23 protein-coding genes are annotated in these 18,905 nt (G+C 62.1%); 12 read left to right on the top strand and 11 right to left on the bottom strand.

Translation table 11 applies throughout. The annotated features are described in order from the left end of the window. Positions 1–127: 127 nt before the first annotated feature. Positions 128–721, bottom strand: coding sequence for a DUF2796 domain-containing protein (locus tag AO268_RS17915; RefSeq protein WP_076964108.1), 594 nt, complete (start codon positions 719–721; stop codon positions 128–130). Positions 722–855: 134 nt separating this feature from the next. Here AO268_RS17915 and AO268_RS17910 point away from each other — a divergent pair, with 134 nt between their 5' ends. Beyond that, positions 856–1,203: a hypothetical protein gene (locus AO268_RS17910; protein WP_099169427.1), complete on the top strand. Its 348-nt coding sequence runs from the start codon at positions 856–858 to the stop codon at positions 1,201–1,203. Here the strand turns inward: AO268_RS17910 and trxA are convergent. From trxA to AO268_RS17890, 4 genes are all read right to left on the bottom strand, one after another. After that, on the bottom strand, positions 1,200–2,072 hold the full coding sequence (gene trxA, locus AO268_RS17905; RefSeq protein ID WP_076964106.1) for a thioredoxin: 873 nt from the start codon (positions 2,070–2,072) through the stop codon (positions 1,200–1,202). The genes AO268_RS17910 and trxA overlap by 4 nt on opposite strands. Before the next feature lie 72 nt (positions 2,073–2,144). Further along, positions 2,145–3,134: an Abi family protein gene (locus AO268_RS17900; RefSeq protein ID WP_099169426.1), complete on the bottom strand. Its 990-nt coding sequence runs from the start codon at positions 3,132–3,134 to the stop codon at positions 2,145–2,147. Between the two features lie 263 nt (positions 3,135–3,397). Beyond that, positions 3,398–4,051 (bottom strand): class I SAM-dependent methyltransferase, encoded by a 654-nt coding sequence (locus AO268_RS17895; protein WP_099169425.1) that lies wholly within the window; start codon positions 4,049–4,051, stop codon positions 3,398–3,400. Beyond that, positions 4,048–4,503 (bottom strand): YbaY family lipoprotein, encoded by a 456-nt coding sequence (locus AO268_RS17890; protein ID WP_076964103.1) that lies wholly within the window; start codon positions 4,501–4,503, stop codon positions 4,048–4,050. Before AO268_RS17890 ends, AO268_RS17895 begins: the two co-directional genes overlap by 4 nt. 139 nt (positions 4,504–4,642) lie before the next feature. Between AO268_RS17890 and nrdR the strand changes: the two genes are divergently transcribed. The 11 genes from nrdR (at position 4,643) to AO268_RS17835 (ending at position 12,850) form a co-directional block, all read left to right on the top strand. Continuing rightward, a complete protein-coding gene (gene nrdR / locus AO268_RS17885) occupies positions 4,643–5,107 on the top strand; it encodes a transcriptional regulator NrdR (RefSeq protein ID WP_162493898.1) in 465 nt (154 codons plus the stop codon). Next, entirely contained in the window at positions 5,104–6,240 is a 1,137-nt protein-coding gene (ribD, locus tag AO268_RS17880) for a bifunctional diaminohydroxyphosphoribosylaminopyrimidine deaminase/5-amino-6-(5-phosphoribosylamino)uracil reductase RibD (protein ID WP_076964101.1), read from the top strand. Before nrdR ends, ribD begins: the two co-directional genes overlap by 4 nt. A gap of 37 nt (positions 6,241–6,277) precedes the next feature. Then, the gene (locus tag AO268_RS17875; RefSeq protein WP_044269053.1) at positions 6,278–6,940 is read left to right on the top strand and encodes a riboflavin synthase; all 663 of its coding nucleotides are present in this window, start codon (positions 6,278–6,280) and stop codon (positions 6,938–6,940) included. A 15-nt stretch (positions 6,941–6,955) separates the two neighbouring features. After that, positions 6,956–8,047 (top strand): bifunctional 3,4-dihydroxy-2-butanone-4-phosphate synthase/GTP cyclohydrolase II, encoded by a 1,092-nt coding sequence (gene ribBA / locus AO268_RS17870; protein WP_076964100.1) that lies wholly within the window; start codon positions 6,956–6,958, stop codon positions 8,045–8,047. A 90-nt stretch (positions 8,048–8,137) separates the two neighbouring features. Next, on the top strand, positions 8,138–8,614 hold the full coding sequence (gene ribH / locus AO268_RS17865) for a 6,7-dimethyl-8-ribityllumazine synthase (protein WP_099169424.1): 477 nt from the start codon (positions 8,138–8,140) through the stop codon (positions 8,612–8,614). Further along, positions 8,611–9,111: a transcription antitermination factor NusB gene (nusB, locus tag AO268_RS17860; RefSeq protein ID WP_076964099.1), complete on the top strand. Its 501-nt coding sequence runs from the start codon at positions 8,611–8,613 to the stop codon at positions 9,109–9,111. Before ribH ends, nusB begins: the two co-directional genes overlap by 4 nt. An 18-nt stretch (positions 9,112–9,129) precedes the next feature. Beyond that, entirely contained in the window at positions 9,130–10,095 is a 966-nt protein-coding gene (gene thiL / locus AO268_RS17855) for a thiamine-phosphate kinase (protein WP_099169423.1), read from the top strand. Positions 10,096–10,161: 66 nt separating this feature from the next. Continuing rightward, positions 10,162–10,890 (top strand): substrate-binding periplasmic protein, encoded by a 729-nt coding sequence (locus AO268_RS17850; protein ID WP_099169422.1) that lies wholly within the window; start codon positions 10,162–10,164, stop codon positions 10,888–10,890. A 129-nt stretch (positions 10,891–11,019) separates the two neighbouring features. After that, positions 11,020–11,637 (top strand): GTP cyclohydrolase II, encoded by a 618-nt coding sequence (gene ribA, locus AO268_RS17845; protein WP_076964096.1) that lies wholly within the window; start codon positions 11,020–11,022, stop codon positions 11,635–11,637. Then, entirely contained in the window at positions 11,634–12,053 is a 420-nt protein-coding gene (locus AO268_RS17840; protein ID WP_076964095.1) for a nuclear FMR1 interacting 1 family protein, read from the top strand. The genes ribA and AO268_RS17840 overlap by 4 nt, the downstream gene beginning before the upstream one ends. Then, positions 12,053–12,850 carry a cobalamin-binding protein gene (locus AO268_RS17835; protein ID WP_076964094.1) on the top strand — a complete coding sequence of 266 codons (798 nt, stop codon included), beginning with the start codon at positions 12,053–12,055 and terminating at the stop codon, positions 12,848–12,850. The genes AO268_RS17840 and AO268_RS17835 overlap by 1 nt, the downstream gene beginning before the upstream one ends. Before the next feature lie 146 nt (positions 12,851–12,996). Here the strand turns inward: AO268_RS17835 and AO268_RS17830 are convergent, their stop codons facing one another. The 6 genes from AO268_RS17830 to AO268_RS32765 all read right to left on the bottom strand — a co-directional run bounded on the left by AO268_RS17830 (position 12,997) and on the right by AO268_RS32765 (position 18,852). Then, positions 12,997–14,892: a TonB-dependent receptor domain-containing protein gene (locus AO268_RS17830; RefSeq protein WP_099169421.1), complete on the bottom strand. Its 1,896-nt coding sequence runs from the start codon at positions 14,890–14,892 to the stop codon at positions 12,997–12,999. Between the two features lie 133 nt (positions 14,893–15,025). After that, a complete protein-coding gene (dxs, locus tag AO268_RS17825; protein ID WP_099169420.1) occupies positions 15,026–16,924 on the bottom strand; it encodes a 1-deoxy-D-xylulose-5-phosphate synthase in 1,899 nt (632 codons plus the stop codon). Positions 16,925–17,022: 98 nt separating this feature from the next. Next, entirely contained in the window at positions 17,023–17,910 is an 888-nt protein-coding gene (ispA, locus tag AO268_RS17820) for a (2E,6E)-farnesyl diphosphate synthase (protein ID WP_076965339.1), read from the bottom strand. Next, a complete protein-coding gene (locus AO268_RS17815) occupies positions 17,907–18,149 on the bottom strand; it encodes an exodeoxyribonuclease VII small subunit (protein WP_029299452.1) in 243 nt (80 codons plus the stop codon). The genes ispA and AO268_RS17815 overlap by 4 nt, the downstream gene beginning before the upstream one ends. A 179-nt stretch (positions 18,150–18,328) precedes the next feature. Continuing rightward, positions 18,329–18,640 carry a contact-dependent growth inhibition system immunity protein gene (locus tag AO268_RS17810; RefSeq protein ID WP_076965338.1) on the bottom strand — a complete coding sequence of 104 codons (312 nt, stop codon included), beginning with the start codon at positions 18,638–18,640 and terminating at the stop codon, positions 18,329–18,331. Next, on the bottom strand, positions 18,637–18,852 hold the full coding sequence (locus AO268_RS32765) for an RNase A-like domain-containing protein (RefSeq protein WP_176561390.1): 216 nt from the start codon (positions 18,850–18,852) through the stop codon (positions 18,637–18,639). The genes AO268_RS17810 and AO268_RS32765 overlap by 4 nt, the downstream gene beginning before the upstream one ends. Positions 18,853–18,905 lie beyond the last annotated feature (53 nt).

Here is an 18,905-nt window from a genome sequence, read left to right as displayed (position 1 = left end):
AATATCACCTGCAGAGCGCGGTCACCTGTGGGAGCTGGCTTGCCTGCGATGCAGACGACGCGGTGTATCAGTGACACCGCGCCGATGCCATCGCAGGCAAGCCAGCTCCTACATCAACCGTGTGGGGTCAGAATTTCAGGGTCGCGGCAGCCGCCGTTGCTTCAACACCTTGCTGGCCGCCCGGGCTGATCAGTTGTACCTGAATTTTCTGGGTGGCGGGGAAGGTCTTGAAGAGGTTCGTCAGGTCGAGGTTTTTCAGCGCGGCAGGGGTGGCGCAGGTGAACTGGTAGTGGGCGTGGATTTCGCTGTGATCATGGTCATGGGCGGCCGCACCTTTGCCGTCGGTGGCGTGGTCATGATCGTCTTCTGGCTTGTCGCCAAACAGCGGGCTTTCCAGCTCTTGGGTGCTGACCACACAACCGGCAGCCTTGGGCAGGCTGAACAGCACCAGGGGTTGTTCCAGCTGCTTGCGGGCGGCGGCAACCTTGGCTTTGTCGGCGTCGGTGGTGGCCAGGTGCTCGAACCCCACCAGGTTCATCGCCGGGCTTTCCAGCTCCAGTTCCAGGGCCTTGCCATCGAGCGCTGCATTGAGGCGGCCAACGCCATGCTCATGGGCGCCAAGGCTGCCATGTTCATGGTCGTGATCGTGGTTGTGTTCGTCAGCGGCCTGGGCGGCCAGTGGCAACAGGGCAAACGGCAAAGCGAGCAACAGGCGGCGCATGGGGAGACTCCAGGGCGAGCATGAGGGTTTTGTTATGTGATCTTATAACAAAAGAGCCGAGAGTTTGACCGCCTGCTTGGCGTTGCGCAAGACGCATGGGAGCATGCTCGTCAGAAAAGTGCTGAGGACGAGCAATGATGCGAATTCGTGGAACCATCGGCGAGCTGCCCGTGGACTTGACCCTGGAGCTGGACGACCGCGATTGGGCGCGGCTGGGCGTGCACCTGCAGGCGGCCACGCCGGCGCCGGACACCGTGCCCGCCGCCGCGCCGGTCAATCAGGACGAGACCCTGTGGCAGGCCGCCCAGGACCTGCTGCGCGAGGCCGGGCCACTCAGCGGGCTGGAGTTGTCAGACCGCCTCGAAGGGCTGGCCGGTAGCGCCCAGGCCGGTAAGCGCCTGTTGGTGCGCCTGCGCCATAGCGCCAAGGTGAAGGTGTCCAGCGGCGGGGATACGCCGCAGTACAGTTGGATTGCTGATTAGTACAGCGCCGCAAACAGCTTGCGGCGATACACCGTGACCAGCGGGTGGTCGTTGCCCAGCAACTCGAACACTTGCAGCAGTGTCTTGTGCGGCAGGCCTTCGTTGTAGCTGCGGTTACGGATAAACAGCTTCAGCAAGCCTTCCAGCGCCGCGTCATATTGCTGGCGGGCCAATTGCTGCACGGCCAGTTGATACGCCGCTTCATCATCCTGCGGGTTTTGCGCCAGGCGGGCCTTGAGGTCAGCGGCGTCCGGCAGGTCGGCGGCCTGGCGCAGGAAGGTGATCTGCGCCTTGGCACCGGCGAGTGCCGCCTTGTGCGCATCGCTCTTGACCGCATCGAGCACGGCCTGCGCTTCGCCCAGTTCGCCACGTTCGGCCAGGCAGCGGGCGTAGAGGATCAACGCGCCGGCGTTGGTGTTGTCTTCACCAAGCAAGGCCACCAGTACGGCCTCGGCCTCACTGACCCGGCCTTCGGCAAACAGCGCCTGGGCCTGCTCCAGCGGGTCCGCCTCGGCAGGGGGCGGCATCTGCACATGGGGTTCCAGCAGTGCGCGAATCTCAGACTCAGGCTTGGCCCCGGCAAACCCATCCACCGGCTGGCCGTCCTTGAACAGCACCACGGTCGGCAGGCTGCGAATGCCAAAGCGCGCAACGATATCCTGCTCGGCTTCGCAATCGACCTTGGCCAGCAGCAACTCGCCCTGATAGCTCTCGGCAATCTGCGCCAGCAACGGCATCAACGCCTTGCACGGCGCACACCATTCGGCCCAGAAATCCACCAGCACGGGTTTGTGGAACGAGTTTTCGATGACAGCCTGATCGAAGGTGGCGGTGGTGACATCGAAAATGTAGGGCGTGGGCTCACTCATGGAGGTTCTCAATGACGCGTGGGATGGGGCAACTATAAAGACTGGCGGTCTCTATCGGAAGCAGCGCAAGGATCAAGCGCGAGATACCCGCCAAAAAGGGTCCTGATACCAGTCACGAGGGAACCCCATCGCTTTTAGGTTGAGGTTGGGAAAACCGTTGATCAGGTGATAGAGATGCTGGTCCCAGCGAGTGTGGGGGCTTATCTGATACATCAGATGGTTAAGCATGCAAAGTGTCGGAAAAATGCGGGTATGGGGCCCTGGCTGGAGGAGATGGTTTGGCCACGGGAAATTGGCTTTCCTGGGTAATTCAGGACGAATACCCAGTTGCCGATTCCACATTCTTGAGTGATGGGCGCACATGTTTCGCACAGTGGTCAAAGTGTGAAGCCAGGACTGCAGCAGTGGTGCGGGGAGCCCCAGGCGCCTGGCAATGGCTTTTTTATCCGCGTCCCTGGCCAGGCCAGAGAGGTCGCCCAGCGTCAACTCTTCCAGCATCGCCCAACCCGGCATGAGAGCGGGGTGGTCATAGGTGTTTGGATAGTGACGCGCGTAGCTTTCTTTGGCTCTTTGACGCTTGAGATGGGCTTTTCGATTGTCGTCTGTGTGTAGTCGGTCGACACGCAAGCATTCGTGTTCGTAGTCGCGGGTCGCCACAGACTGTCTGGTGTGTAGCGTTGCAAGCAGGCGCTGGTGGTTAAATGTCGGGTGAAAAGCCTGGCTGTCGATGTACCAATGGCTGCCGTAGGTGGGGCCCATGTGATTGCTGATGACTGCACGGGAGGCGATCTCGACCCGCTCAATGGCATCCATGGCCAATAGGCGCAGGCGGCGGTCAAAGTCGTAGAGTCGTGCCAGTTGGTGAAAGTGGATGCCGGCATGGAAGTGGTGGTTGATATCTTCCGATTGTTGGAAGGGCCGCATATAGGGGCTTAATCGAAAGAAACTGACCGACTGCAGGAAGCCCCGAGCGCCTGTTTCATCGTCAATGATCAAGCCCCGGGACTTGAGCAGCTCCAACTGGGCCGGGACGTCAATGGCAGGTTTGTCGAACGCCCTCATGCCGGAAAACCAGCAGGCATAAAAAACCCGCACAATTTGTGCTTGGTTACTGGCGCAACCAGAGGCATGGCGGGTGTATTGCCAAGCAGATTATGCAACTGCCCAGGTTTTTGCAACGCCCTTGGAGGGACGCTGACCGGCGAAAAAACGGGGGAAGGCATGCAGGTCGATCGTCCAGGCCGCGTGCGGGAGGACGGTATTTTCCATGTCCTGCCGGGCGCTGTCTTAGCCACTCTATTGCTGAAAATTTGTAACTGAGAGGCCTAGCGCCGCGAATGGTACAGACTCACCCTACGAAACTCCCAAGGCTCCGCCAGGTCCGGCAGGGTCAGCGCCTCCAGGATCCCCAGCCGCTGATAATCCGCATGTTGGAAGTCCCGCACCCGCGAGTCGGCGACCAAGGCTTCGCGCCCGCGGCTGAGGAATTGATCCAACAGCGGCAGGTTGGCCCGGTCGTACAGCACGTCGGCCACCAGGATCAGGTCGAAACGATCGGCTTCGGCAAAAAAATCCGCCGAATAGCCCAGCGTCACGCCATTGAGTTGCGCATTCGCCCGGCAGGCGCCGAGTGCCAGCGGGTCGAGGTCACAGGCCACCACTTCCAGGGCGCCGGCTTTCACGGCGGCAATCCCCGCAACGCCTGAGCCGGCGCCAAAATCCAGGACACGTTTGCCCGCCACCCACTCGGGGTTGGCGGCCAGGTAGCGGGCCAGTGCCAGGCCACTGGCCCAGCAGAAACTCCAGTAGGGCGGCTCATGCAGGATGCGTCGGGTTTCCTCGGGGCTGAAGGCGCGGTCCATGTTGTCGGCGTCCAGCAGCCATAACGACAGGTCGGTGCCGGGCAACGGGCAGGGCACCAGTTGCGCGTCGCCGATCAGTTCGCTCAAGGCCCGTTGCAGGTGCAGCGGTGGCGTCATGGGGCGCGCACGAGTTGCAGGGGGCCGGTGGTCTGGGTGATAGCTTGCTGGATACGCACCGCCGGCAGGTGCAGGATCAACTGCCCGGACTGGCTGGCGCGGCCGCGCAGTTCAACGCGGGCGCCAGTGGGGAACGCTTGCGGGTTGAAGCGCAGGCGGAAGGCCAGCGGTTTGTTGTTGCCGATCAGCACGCTGCTGGCCAGCAGTTGTTGCGGGCGGCTGCGGTCGTCGATCACCAGCAGCGCCAGCTCCACTTCGGCACCGGCCGGTACGCCATTGAGGGTGCCGCTCACTTCACGCTGATAGGCCGGCAAAGGCCCGAGCGGTTCCTGGCCGGGAATTTTTTTCTCTTGTTGCGGCGTGGGTTGCGGGGCCGCTGGTTTTGGCGCTTCGCTGCTGCAGGCGACCAGAAAACTGAACATTGTGAGTAAAACCAGCGGTCGTAACGGCATGTACGGCTCCAAAAAGGGCAAAAATCCGTGAACTAAACAGAAGAAACATAATAGTCAGCCTATATACCGTAAAGGCTATGGCTTGTCTTGCCACGGGGATGCGCTACCATGGCCCTCCCTTTTTTTGTTGCCTGCCACCATGCACTGTCCCTTCTGCGGTGCCAACGACACCAAGGTCATTGACTCGCGTCTGGTCGCCGAGGGCGATCAAGTGCGTCGCCGGCGCGAATGCCTGGCCTGCGGTGAACGTTTCACCACCTTTGAAACCGCCGAACTGGTACTGCCGCGCCTGATCAAGTCCGACGGCAGCCGCCAGCCCTTCGACGAAGAGAAACTGCGCGCCGGTATGCAGCGCGCCCTGGAAAAACGCCCGGTGAGTGTCGAGCGCCTGGAAGCGGCGCTGGCGCATATCAAGCACAAGCTGCGGGCGACCGGCGAGCGCGAGGTCAAGAGCCTGGTGGTTGGAGAACTGGTGATGGGCGAGCTGCAAAAGCTCGACGAAGTTGCCTACATTCGTTTCGCCTCGGTGTATCGACGCTTCCAGGACCTCAATGAGTTCCGCGAAGAGATCGATCGCCTGGCCCGTGAGCCGGTCAAAGAATGAACCCTCCTTCTGCAGAACAGGCGGTGCTCGACGCCCATTACATGGCCCGCGCCCTCGAATTGGCGCGCAAGGGCCTGTACACCACCCACCCCAACCCCCGGGTCGGCTGTGTGATTGTGCGCGATGGGCAGATTGTCGGCGAAGGCTGGCATGAGCGCACCGGCGAACCCCATGCCGAGCCCAACGCCTTGCGCGCCGCCGGCGATAAAGCCCGGGGTGCCACGGTGTACGTGACGCTTGAACCGTGCAGCCATTATGGCCATACGCCGCCCTGCGCCGATGCGCTGGTGACCGCTGGCGTAGCGCGGGTGGTCGCGGGCATGCAGGACCCGAACCCGGAAGTGGCCGGGCGTGGCCTGCAGCGCCTGGCCCAGGCCGGTATCGAGGTGCTCGGCGGCGTGCTGGAAAGCCAGGCACGCGCGCTGAACCCTGGGTTCCTCAAACGCATGGAGCACGGCCTGCCGTTTGTGCGGGTCAAGCTGGCGATGAGCCTGGACGGGCGCACCGCAATGGCCAGTGGCGAAAGCCAATGGATCACCGGCCCCGCCGCCCGCGCCGCCGTGCAGCGCCTGCGGGCCGAGGCCAGTGTGGTGTTGACCGGCGCCGATACCGTGCTGGCCGATGGTGCACGCCTGACCGTGCGCGCCGCCGAACTGGGCCTGGATGCGCAAACCACCGCCCTGGCCATGTCGCGCCCGCCGCTGCGCGTGCTGATCGACGGTCGCCTGCGGGTGCCGCTCAATGCGCCGTTCTTCAAGGCCGGCCCGGCCCTGGTCATCACCTGCGTGACCGCGGAAAACCAGTTCCCCCGTGGCCCCGAATGCCTGGTGGTGCCGGGCGTTGATGGCCAGGTCGACCTGCGCTCGGCCCTGGTGGCCCTGGCGGCCCGTGGCGTCAACGAGGTGCTGGTGGAAGCCGGCCCGAGCCTGGCTGGCGCGTTTGCCCAGCAGGGCCTGGTGGACGAGTACGTGATTTTTGTCGCCGGCAAGTTCCTGGGCTCCGCCGCCCGGCCTTTGCTGGACTGGCCGCTTGAGAAACTGGCCGATGCCCCCCAACTCAGGATTACCGACATGCGCGCTGTAGGCGACGACTGGCGAGTCACTGCCATTCCTGTGCCAGCAGCGGGCGTATAATTCTTGCCCTGCGCCACGCTTCTTTCTGGAGGACTTCATGTTTACTGGCATTATCGAATCCATCGGCAGTATCCGCGCCATGACCCCCAAAGGCGGCGACGTGCGCCTGCTGGTTGAAACCGGCAAGCTGGACCTCGGCGACGTCAAGCTGGGCGACAGCATCGCCGTCAGCGGCGTGTGCCTGACCGTCATCGAACTGCCGGGCAACGGCTTTGCCGCCGATGTCAGCCGCGAGACGCTGGACTGCACCGCGATGAATGACCTCAAGGCCGGCAGCCCGGTCAACCTGGAAAAAGCCCTGACCCCGACCACCCGCCTGGGCGGCCACCTGGTCAGCGGTCATGTCGACGGCGTTGGCGAAGTGGTGGCGCGCAGCGAAAACGCGCGGGCCGTGGAATTCCGCATCCGTGCGCCGAAAGAACTGGCCAAGTACATCGCCCACAAAGGTTCGATCACCGTCGATGGCACCAGCCTGACCGTGAACGCCGTGAATGGCGCCGAATTTGAACTGACCATCATTCCCCACACCCTCAGCGAAACCATCATGGCCTCGTACCAGCCGGGTCGCCGGGTGAACCTGGAAGTGGACTTGCTTGCCCGTTACCTGGAGCGCCTGCTGCTGGGCGAAAAGGCCGCAGAGCCTGCAGCCGGTAACATCACCGAAAGTTTTCTGGCCGCTAACGGCTACCTGAAATCCTGACCAAGGGGGTGCCGCGTGGCGCTCAATAGCATCGAAGAACTGGTTGAAGACATCCGCCAAGGCAAGATGGTCATCCTGATGGATGACGAAGACCGCGAGAACGAAGGCGACCTGATCATGGCCGCCGAGTTGTGCCAGCCGGAACACATCAACTTCATGGCCAAGCACGCCCGTGGCCTGATCTGCATGCCCATGAGCCGCGAGCGCTGCGAACTGCTCAAGCTGCCGCTGATGGCGCCACGCAATGGTTCGGGGTTTGGCACCAAGTTCACCGTCTCGATTGAAGCGACCACCGGCGTGACCACCGGCATCTCCGCCGCTGACCGTGCCCGTACCGTGCAAGCCGCTGCCGCCAAAGACGCCAAGGCCGAAGACATTGTCAGCCCTGGCCATATCTTCCCGCTGATGGCCCAGCCTGGTGGCACCCTGGCCCGGGCCGGCCATACCGAAGCGGCCTGCGACCTGGCGCGCATGGCCGGGTTCGAGCCGAGCGGGGTGATCTGCGAAGTGATGAACGACGACGGCACCATGGCCCGTCGCCCGGAGCTGGAAGCCTTTGCTGCCGAGCACAGCATCAAGATCGGCACCATCGCCGACCTGATCCACTACCGGATGATCCACGAGCGTACCGTTCAGCGGATCGCCGAGCAGCCGCTGGACAGCGAACTGGGGCATTTCAACCTGGTGACCTACCGTGATTCGGTGGAAGGCGATGTGCACATGGCCCTGACCCTGGGCAACATCTGCGCCGAAGAGCCAACCCTGGTGCGTGTGCACAACATGGACCCGTTGCGCGACCTGTTGATGGTCAAGCAGCCGGGCCGGTGGAGCCTGCGGGCCGCCATGGCCGCGGTGTCCGCGGCGGGCAGCGGGGTCGTGCTGTTGCTGGGCAACCCGGTGGATGGCGATGTGCTGCTGGCGCATATCCGCGAAAGTGCTGACCAGGTGCCGGCGAAAAAACCGACCACCTACAGCATCGTCGGCGCCGGTTCGCAGATCCTGCGTGACCTGGGCGTGCGCAAAATGCGCCTGATGAGTGCGCCAATGAAATTTAATGCGATATCCGGTTTCGACTTGGAAGTAGTAGAATACGTGCCCTCCGAATAAAGGCCGGCGATTGTCGCCCGTTGTTCGCGGTTCAAATATCACTAAGGGGCGCGTCATAAACGCGTCCCGGCTCTTTAAGAGATTTGTCGAATGATCCTCAAGACCATCGAAGGTACCTTCATCGCCCCCAAAGGCCGCTACGCCCTGGTGGTTGGCCGCTTCAACAGCTTCGTGGTTGAAAGCCTGGTAAGCGGTGCCGTGGACGCCCTGGTTCGCCACGGTGTGAGCGAAAGCGATATCACGATTATCCGTGCCCCTGGCGCCTTCGAGATTCCACTGGTTGCGCAGAAAGTGGCGCAGCAAGGCGAATACGCAGCGATCATCGCCCTGGGCGCGGTCATTCGTGGCGGCACCCCGCACTTCGAGTACGTGGCTGGCGAATGCACCAAGGGCCTGGCCCAGGTGTCCATGGAGTTCGGCGTGCCGGTTGCTTTCGGCGTGCTGACCGTGGATTCCATCGAGCAAGCCATCGAGCGTTCCGGCACCAAGGCCGGTAACAAAGGCGCTGAAGCTGCCCTGTCCGCGCTGGAAATGGTCAGCCTGCTGTCGCAGTTGGAGGCCAAGTGATTTCCGACGAGAGCGATCGTTTCAACCCACGCGAGCCACGTCCTGCAGACGCCGGCAAGCCATCGAAGAACGAAAAGCGCCGGGCTGCCCGTCAGTTGGCGACCCAGGCGCTGTATCAGCGTCAGATGGCGGGTACTTCGCTGAACGAAATCGAAGCGCAGTTTCGTGTCGACAACGATTTTACTTTCGCCGACCTGCCGTACTTTCACGACATCCTGCACGGCGTGCATGCCAACCTGACCGAGATCGACACGGCCCTGGCGCCTTGCCTGGACCTGACCCTCGAAGAGCTGGACCCGGTTGAACTGTGCGTGATGCGCCTGTCCACCTGGGAACTGCTCAAGCGCGTCGACGTGCCGTACCGCGTTGTGATCAACGAAGGGATCGAACTGGCGAAAGTCTATGGTTCGACCGACGGTCACAAGTTCGTCAACGGCGTGCTCGACAAGCTGGCCCCGCGCCTGCGTGACGCCGAAGTGAAGGCGAACAAGCGCTAACCTGCGCTTGGCTCCCTGATGGGCGAGTTCGAGCTGATCCGCACCTACTTCGCCGCCGCGCCCTGTGCGCAAGGCGGCGAGGGCATTGCCCTGGGGATCGGCGACGACTGTGCCTTGCTGGCTGTTCCCCCGGGGGAACAGCTGGCAATCTCCACCGATACCCTGGTGGCCGGCGTGCACTTTGCCGACCCCTGCGACCCGTTCCTGCTCGGCCAGCGCTCGCTGGCAGTGGCAGTCAGCGACCTGGCGGCCATGGGCGCCAATCCTCTGGCATTCACGCTTGCACTCACCACACCGACGGTCACGGCCGATTGGTTGCAACGCTATGCCCAGGGCTTGAACGCCATGGCCCAGCGCTGCAGCGTGGGCCTGGTGGGCGGCGATACCACCCGGGGGCCGCTGAGCCTGACCATTACTGTATTTGGCCGTGTCCCGGCGGGGCAGGCGTTGACCCGCAGTGGCGCGCAGCCGGGCGACCTGCTGTGTGTGGGCGGTGACCTGGGCAATGCGGCCGGGGCTTTGCCATTGGTCCTGGGGCAGCGTAGCGCCGCCGCGCAGATCGCCGAACCGCTGCTGGGCCACTACTGGTCGCCGCAACCGCAGTTGGCCCTGGGCATGGCGTTGCGTGGCAAGGCGACGGCTGCACTGGATATTTCCGACGGCCTGCTGGCCGATTGCGGGCATATCGCCAAGGCTTCAGGTGTAAGCCTGGTGATCGAGCGGCAGCGCTTGCCGCTGTCGGCGGCGTTGCTGGCCTTCCTGGGGGAGGATCAGGCGCGGTCTGCGGCCTTGAGCGGTGGCGACGATTACGTCCTGGCATTTACCTTGCCGCCTGCTGAGCTGGCGCCATTGCTGGCCGATGGTTGGCCGGTGCAGGTTGTCGGGCGTGTGGAGGCGGGGGCGGGCGTGCGACTGCTGGATGCCAGCGGCCACGACATCACCCCGGCTGTGGGCGGTTATCAACATTTTCGCGAGACGCCTTGATACGGCAGGCTGCGCTACCCTTTAGCGCATTGTAGAAACGATCGCTTTTCCCAGGAGGACGTCATCATGGGGCTACGTCGCTGGTTGCTGATCCTGCTGTGTATTGTCGCGTCTCCCGTGTGGGCCGGTGACACCCCCGAAGTGCCCAGCCAGATCCGTCTGGCCAGTGAAACCTGGAATGACTACACCAACGCCGACGGCAGCGGCCTGGCCTGGGACGTGTTGCGGGAAATCTTCGAGCCGGCCGGGGTCAAGGTCAAGATTCGCAGCGTGCCTTATACCCGTTCGGTCGGCCTGGCCCGGCGTGGCGAAGTGGATGCCTGGGTCGGCTCCTATCATGATGAAGCCGAGGGCGTGCTGTACGCGCGCTGGCACTATGACGCCGACCACATCTACGCCCTGGGCCTGGCCAACGGCCCGGTGCCGACCCTGGCGACCCTGGGCACCTACCGCCTGGCCTGGGTGCGTGGCTACAAGTACGAGGAGTACCTGCCCAATATTCACCGCTTCAACCAAATCGAACGGCGTGGCGGGATTTTGCCGATGCTCCAGCACGGGCGGGCCGACTTCTACATCGATGCCCTGGCCGAGCTGAAATACATCCTTGGCCAGGCCAAGGATCCCGCAGCGTTCAAGCTGACGCACATTGCCGAACTGCCATTGTTCCTGGGGTTTACCAACAACCCGCGGGGGCGGGCGTTGCGGGCGCTGTTTGACCGGCGCATGGCGGCACTGGTAGACAGCGGCGAGTTGAAACCGATTTTCCAGCGTTGGAACCAGGCGTATCCGTTTTGACGCCCATAGAACCAAGGCAAAGGCCAATCGAACCTATTGATCTTTATCAGCGATAATTCAGCTTAAGCGTCTGTAGGAACGTGCTGTTACAATGCCCGCCTCTGTGAAATCTGAAATCAGGAGCACACGGTGCCCGTCGTTTTCGTTGCTGCTTCCAAGCTGCCTACCCCCTTTGCCACGTTCACCATGCATGGCTTTCTTGAAAAAGCCTCCGGGCGCGAGCACGTCGTGCTCAGCCTGGGCGATGTGGCCGATGGCGCCCCCGTCCTGGGCCGCTTGCACTCCGAATGCCTGACCGGTGACGCACTGTTCAGCCAGCGTTGCGACTGCGGCTCGCAACTGGAAGCCGCCATGCAAGCCATCGCCCGTGAAGGTCGTGGCGTGCTGCTGTATCTGCGTCAGGAAGGCCGTGGCATTGGCTTGCTGAACAAGATCCGCGCCTACGAACTGCAAGACGGTGGCGCCGATACCGTCGAGGCCAACGAGCGCCTGGGCTTTGCCGCCGACCAGCGTGACTACGCCATCTGCCTGCCGATGCTTGAACACCTTGGGGTCAAGTCCCTGCGCCTGATGACCAACAACCCGCGCAAGGTCAAGGCCTTGACCGAGATGGGCATCACCGTCGCCGAGCGCGTGCCGTTGCACACCGGGCATAACCCGCACAACAAACTCTACCTGGCAACCAAGGCCAGCAAGCTCGACCACATGATGGGCAACGAGCATCAGGGCGAGGTTGGCCGGGCGTGACGCGTGGCCAGGTCAAGCGGCGGCTGTCCTTCAGTTGGTGGCAGTACCTGGCGTTGGCGCTGCTGCCGTTGTTCGTGATCAATCTGGTATTTGGCCAGGGTGAGCCGCTGTTGCCGGTGCTGGCGATGCCGTTTTTTATCGCCGGGGCCGCGTCGATGTTTGCCAGCCTGCGTTACTTCCATGGCTACAAACATGCGCTGATCGCCACCTCCAAGGCCCTCGATACGCCTGAAGAACCCGCCGCGTGGATTACCCTGGCGGCCCGTCGGCGCACGGCGTTGCTGGTCGCGGCGTTGCCGGCCTGGATCGGTGCGCTGGCGGTGTTCGTCGGCCTGGAAGCGGTGCCGCTGTTTCTGCTGGCCTTGTCGACCCTGGTGCTGTTCTACCTCTATCGCATCCCGCGTCAGCTCGGTTGATGCGCCTCTGGCTGGCGGGTCTGCTGCTGGCCGCCAGCGCGTCGGCGACGGCGGTCGAGCGGGTGGTCAGCCTCGCGCCTTCCTTGTCTGAAATCGTCGTTGAACTGGGCGCTGCCGATCTGTTGGTGGGCGTACTCGACGGCGGTGAACGGCCTGACGCGCTGCGTAACCTGCCCTCGGTGGGGCATTATGGGCAGTTGGATCTGGAGCGACTGCTCAGCCTGCAGCCTGACTTGCTGCTGCTCTGGCCCGGCAGCGTCGGCCCTGCCCAGCGTGAGCAGCTCAAGCGCTTGAACATCCCGGTCTACGTCGCTGAACCCCATAGCCTTGAACAACTGAGCCGCCAGGTCGAAGCCATCGCCCAACAACTAGGCCGCGCTGAAGAAGGTCACCAACTGGCGGCCCGTTTGCGTCAACGCTTGGCCGAGTTGCGCCAGCGCTATCAGCGCAGCCAGCCGTTGCGGGTGTTCTACCAGGTGTGGAACCAGCCGCTGTACACCGTAGGCGGTGGGCAAATCATCAGCGATGCGCTCAGCGTGTGTGGCGCGCGCAATGTGTTTGATGACCTCAAGCTGCCAGCCCCGCAGGTCAGTATCGAGTCGGTGTTGCAGCGTGATCCCGAGGTGATCCTCGCGGCGGATCAAGCGCAACTGGACGACTGGAAGGCCTGGCCCCAGGTGGCGGCGGTGGCCCAGGGACGCTTGCTGATCGTGCCGGACAAAGGGCTGGAGCGGCCCAGTGGGCAGATGGTGGAGGCGGTGGCGAGGTTGTGTCAGGTGATTGCGCCGAACCGCTAAGACCGCTATCGCAGGCAAGCCAGCTCCCACCTTTGACTGTATTCACCCATCAAAAGGTGGGAGCTCGGCAGTGCAGAATATTTTAGCTACACCACAGAACACATGTGGGAGCTGGCTTGCCTGCGATGGCGTCGGCCTAGGCAGCCTCAGAGCTGCGGCGTCCACGTCACCCCAAGCATCCACGTCCGGCCTTCTTCGCGGTACGGCTGGTTGTTCGCGAAGTTTGGCTCGTCATAGCTGTACCACGCCCGCGTATAGCGGCGATCCAGCAGGTTATCGACCTTCAACGACAATGCCACTTCCCGATTCAGCGCCCAACTGCTGCGCAATCCCAGCAGGTAATAGCCCGCGAGCCGGTTCTTGTTGTCTTCGGCGTCGTAGCTGCTGCTGATGGCCTGCCAACTGGCGCCCAGGCTCAATTGCTCGAACTGCCGATCCAGGTCCAGGTTCAGGGTGCGCCGGGCACGACGGGCCAGGGTATGGCCGCTGTCGCGGTCGCGCGGGTCGATGATGGATAGGCCCAGGTTGCCTTGCCAGCCGAACAGCTCTTGCTTGAGTGCGGCTTCGAGGCCGTTGATGCGGGCGGTGGCGACGTTTTGCGGTTTGCTGCTGGCGTCGAGGATGATCGCGTCTTTCAGGTCGGTGCGGTACAGCGAAGCTTCCAGGCGTGTGCTGTCACTGAGTTGGCTGCGCCATTGCAGTTCGTAGCTTTTCGAGGTTTCGGGTTGCAGGTTGGGGTTGCTGTACTTGGTGTCTGGGTAGTACAGGTCATTGAAGGTTGGCGCACGAAAGCCCTCGCTGTAACTCAGTAATACGTCGTTGTCGCTGTTGACCGGCAAGGTCAGCGTGCCGCTCCAACTGTTCTGCCCGCCGAATTGCTGGTTGTCGTCGCGGCGCAGCCCCAGTTCGGTGGAAAACCACTCCCCCTTGAAACGATGCTGGATAAACGCGGCGCGGTTCCAGCGGCTGTTTTCGCTGAACGTGGTGCTGCCGTGAAAACGGTCTTCATACCATTCGCCACCGAGGATCAGGCTGTTCTGCTGATCGAGCGTCAGGTCGTTCTGCCAGTTGATCGAGTCGCGATAGGTGTTGAACACACTGAAGTCAGCGCTGAGCTTGTCACGTTTTGTGTCGCGGTTTTCACTGTGGCCTAGCTCCACACGGGTCTGCCAGGCCTCGTTGGGTTGGGCATCGATATAAGCGCTGGCGCTGCTGACGGTGTAGTCGGTATAGGGCTTCTGGCCGACACTTTGCCCGCTAGCGAAATCATAGCGACCAAAGCTGTTGTCATATTCCGACTTGCCACGGCTATCCAGCAGGTTGAAACCCACCTCCAACTGATCGCTGAACTCATGGCTGAGGTTCAAGCTCAGCGACTTATTGCGATAGGCATCATGGTCGTGGTCGCTGGGGAAGGATGCATGGCTCCAGTCAATACCGGCGGTGTCATCCAGGCTCGCGCCCAGGTTGAAGCGTGTGCGCTCATCGCCGCCCGACAGGCCGAGGCTGCGCTCCCAAGTGTTGTTGCTACCAAAGCCCAGCTTCAGGCGCGGTTGCAGGCCTTGTCCGGCATTGCGACGGGTAAACACCTGAATCACCCCGCCGATGGCGTCGCTGCCGTAAATCACCGAACGCGACCCGCGCAGCACTTCCACCCGTTCAATCTGATCGATATTCAGGTATTGCAGGCCGCTGTCGCCGGAGGTGGTATTGGCAATCCGCTGGCCATCCACCAGTACCAGGCTTTGCGCGGACTTGGTGCCACGCAAGAAAATCCCCGGCAAGCTGCCCCGGCCACCGGTGCGCGCCACTTGCACGCCAGGCACGCGGCTGAGCAGGTCGGTCACGCTGGAGGGTTGCAGGCGGTCGATATCGTCGCGGGTGAACACGGTGTTGGCGGCGCTGCTGTCATTGCGCGCCTGCACCTGGCGGTTGGCGCTGATGACCACATCGGGGAGCTTCAGGGCGGCGTCGCGGGTGTCGGCGAGCAGGTCCGCAGTGGGTAAAAGCAGGAGTGGCAGAGCAAGTCGCAGGTGTTTCATGGGCCGTCCATGGGTTCCAAGGCAATACAAAAAAATGTGGGAGCTGGCTTGCCTGCGATAGCATCACCCTAGTCTCTCTGAAAGACCGAGGTGTTTGCATCGCGGCAAGCCAGCTCCCACAGTTTGATCCGCTTTACAGGCCGAGCAAGGCCATGCGCTGGCGAACGGCTGCCTCGATCCCCGCTTCATCCAGCCCACACTCGGCCAGCATCTGCGCCGGCTTGGCATGCTCCACATAAATGTCCGGCAAGCCCAGGTGCAGCACGGACTTGAGGATATTCTCCCGCGCCAGGAACTCGCTGACCGCCGCTCCGGCACCGCCCATGATGGCGTTTTCTTCAACCGTTACCAGCAACGCATGGCTGCCGGCGATCTCGCGCACCAGGGCTTCATCCAGGGGTTTGACGAAACGCATGTCGATCACGCTGGCGTCGATTTTTTCTGCCACTTTCAGGGCTTCGGCCAGTTGCACACCAAACACCAGGAACGCGGTCTGGCTGCCCTGGCGCCGCACGATACCCTTGCCGATCTCGATCGGTTCCAGGTCTTTCTCGATCACGGCATTCGGGCCATTGCCACGGGGGTAGCGCACTGCTGCCGGGCCGTTGTACAGGTGGCCGGTGCTAAGCATCTTGCGCAGCTCGTTCTCGTCGCTCGGCGTCATCACCAGCATGCCGGGGATGCACCGCAAGTACGACAGGTCGTAGCTGCCGGCGTGGGTCGGGCCGTCTTCGCCCACCAGGCCGGCGCGGTCGATGGCGAACAGCACGTCGAGGTTCTGCACCGCCACATCGTGAACCAACTGGTCATAACCGCGCTGCAGGAACGTGGAGTAGATCGCCACTACCGGCTTGGCGCCTTCGCAGGCCATGCCGGCGGCAAAGGTCACCGCATGTTGCTCGGCAATCGCCACGTCGAAGTAGCGCAGCGGGAAACGTTCGCTGAACGCCACCAGGTCGGAGCCTTCCTTCATCGCCGGGGTAATGCCCACCAGGCGCGGGTCGGCGGCGGCCATGTCGCACAGCCACTCGCCAAACACACCGGAGTACTTCGGCCCGCTGGCCTTTTTCGGCGCCGCCACGGGCGCATCCAGTGGCTCGAGCTTGGTGATGGCGTGGTAGCCAATCGGGTCGACTTCCGCCGGGGCGAAGCCTTTGCCTTTTTTGGTGACGACGTGCAGGAACTGCGGGCCCTTGAGGTCGCGCATATTGCGCAGGGTGGCGATCAGGGTCGGCAGGTCGTGGCCATCGATCGGGCCGATATAATTCCAGCCCAGCTCTTCAAACAGGGTGCCGGGGACCAGCATGCCCTTGGCATATTCTTCGGTGCGGCGGGCAATTTCCCACGCGCCGGGCAGGCGTGACAGTACCTTCTTGCTGCCCTCACGCATGCTGGCGTAGGTGCGGCTGGACAGAATCTTCGCCAGGTAATTGGACAAGCCACCGACATTGCGCGAGATCGACATGTCGTTGTCGTTAAGGATCACCAGCATATTGGCGTCCACTTCCGGCGCATGGTTCAACGCTTCAAACGCCATGCCGGCTGTCAGCGCGCCATCACCGATCACGGCAATCGCCTTGCGATCACTGTTTTGCAGACGGGCGGCAATCGCCATGCCCAGGGCTGCACTGATCGAGGTGCTGGAATGGCCGACGCCAAAGGTGTCGTATTCGCTCTCGGCGCGGCGTGGGAAGGCGGCGATGCCGTCCTTCTGGCGCAAAGTGGCCATGCGTTCGCGGCGTCCGGTGAGGATCTTGTGCGGATACGCCTGGTGACCCACGTCCCACACCAGCCGGTCGTCCGGGGTGTCGAACACGTAATGCAACGCGATGGTCAGCTCGATGACGCCCAGGCCTGCACCAAAATGCCCACCGGTCTGACCGACCGTGTAGAGCAATTCCAGGCGCAACTCATCGGCCAGGGTTTCCAGCTCGGCTTCACCCAGGCGGCGCAAGCCGGCCGGCGTGTTGGCACGGTCCAGCAGAGGCGTGGTCGGGCGCTTGCGGGGAATCTCTTGAAACGTCGTGGGCATCAGGCGAATCGTTATAGGTATAGAAGAGGCGGCAGTTTACCTCAAGCATCGCAAACTGCCCACGCAGAGCACCGAACTTGGCTGATATGCGGTCGTAATCAGTGACGACGTTCGACGATATACCGCGCCAGGTCGCGCAGCGGCGCGGCTGCCGCGTCGAATGGTCGCAGGGCTGCCAGGGCCTGGTCGCGCAGCTCCAGGGCATAGGCCTTGGCGGCTTCCAGCCCCAACAGCGACGGATAGGTCGGCTTGTCACGGGCAATATCGGCGCCCTGGCGCTTGCCGAGGGTCGCGGTATCGCTTTCCACGTCGAGAATATCGTCCTGCACCTGGAACGCCAGGCCGATGGCCCGGGCATAGGTCTGCAAGGCCGCCAACTGCACGGCTTCGGCGCGGCCACTGGCCAGGGCGCCGAGGTGCACGGCCGCCTCGATCAACGCCCCGGTCTTGTGCCGGTGCATATATTCCAGGGCTTGCTGGTCCAGCTTGAGGCCCACCGAGCCGAGGTCAATCGCCTGCCCCCCGACCATACCGGCCGGGCCCGCAGCGCTGGCCAACGCGGTGACCATGCGCAGGCGGATCTCGGCATTCACGCCGCTCAGGCGCGGATCAAGCAAGGCACTGAACGCCAGGCTTTGCAGGCCGTCACCGGCGAGGATCGCACACGCCTCGTCAAAGGCCTTATGGGTAGTGGGTTGGCCGCGACGCAGATCGTCATCGTCCATCGCCGGCAAATCGTCGTGTACCAGCGAGTAGGCATGAATCAACTCCACCGCACATGCCGCGCCATTGGCTTGCGCGGCGTCCACCCCCAGCGCCTCACAGGCCGCATAGGCGAGCAAGGGCCGCACGCGCTTGCCGCCGTTCATCACGCTGTAGCGCATGGCGTCATACAGCCTGGCCAGCTCCGGGCTTGGCGCCACGAACAGCGGTTCGAGCGCAGCATTGACCCGGGCCTGGCTGCTGGCCTGATAAACGTCGATCATTGCGCTTGTTCCGCGTCAAAAGGTTCTTCGGCCAACTCCCCATCCCGCTCCAGCAACACCTGGACCTTCTGCTCCGCCTGCGCCAGGGCGCTCTGGCAATCGCGGGTCAGGCCAATACCTTGCTCGAACGCCGTCAACGAGTCTTCCAGCGACAACTCGCCGTTCTCCAGACGCTCGACCAGGGTTTGCAGATCGGCGAGGGATTGTTCGAAATCGAGTGCAACTTTTTTGCGGGCCATGGCGGCTATTCCGGTTGACGGTAAACGGGCGCGACACTANATAGGGGGGGGAGGGGCAAATGAGGGGAGGGGGCTAGGCATGCGTTGGGTGGGGTGTTGTGCATGCCCGGAGGATGGGGGGGGCTATTGCAGCGTTGACGTGCGATCAAATCGAGCCGTCCCGTTTATCGGGTTAATTTTTATGGGTTTCCCTTTGAGTTTTTCATAATGATTGAACTGACGTGTTCTAACCAGTCTTTGCCACTTTTCCATTCGTATGGATAGTAATAGTTGCAGCCTATTTCAAAAAATAAATAATTTTGTAACTCCTGCTCTGTTCTGTCTGAGAGTAAAAGCTCACGCAACTCTATATTTACTTGCATAAGGGTTTTTTCGGATGAATCAGATATAAAGTTTGAAATCACGTCGTCTGCACTAGCGTGATCGTCAGGCCAGTCTTGATTGAAGTAGCCCGCAAAAAATTGCTGTAATTCAAGATGCTTTTTAGTCATGGGCTCGGGTATCCCGTAAGTATTTTATAGCCGGTGGGCATTTTTTTATCTTTCAACAGTACAAGGTAGATTTTAGTTCCAGGTGTAGTTGCCAAGGCTCCTCTCACTAAGCTGGTGCCGATGGGATGTTGGGTTTTTTGAATGATTGTGATTTTTTCTTTACTGCCTTTAGGGATGGTCTGAAGTAGCCATGTATTTCCCCGGCATACCACCTAGCGCAACTTTTAAACTCGCCAAATGATCAAAAAACAATCAATTCGACGAG

Origin of the sequence: Pseudomonas sp. ICMP 8385 (genome assembly GCF_002699915.1) — a bacterium.
Taxonomy (GTDB): Bacteria; Pseudomonadota; Gammaproteobacteria; order Pseudomonadales; family Pseudomonadaceae; genus Aquipseudomonas; species Aquipseudomonas gessardii.
Note: the sequence above shows the minus strand (reverse complement) of the source record. Positions and strands in the feature narration are given on the sequence as shown.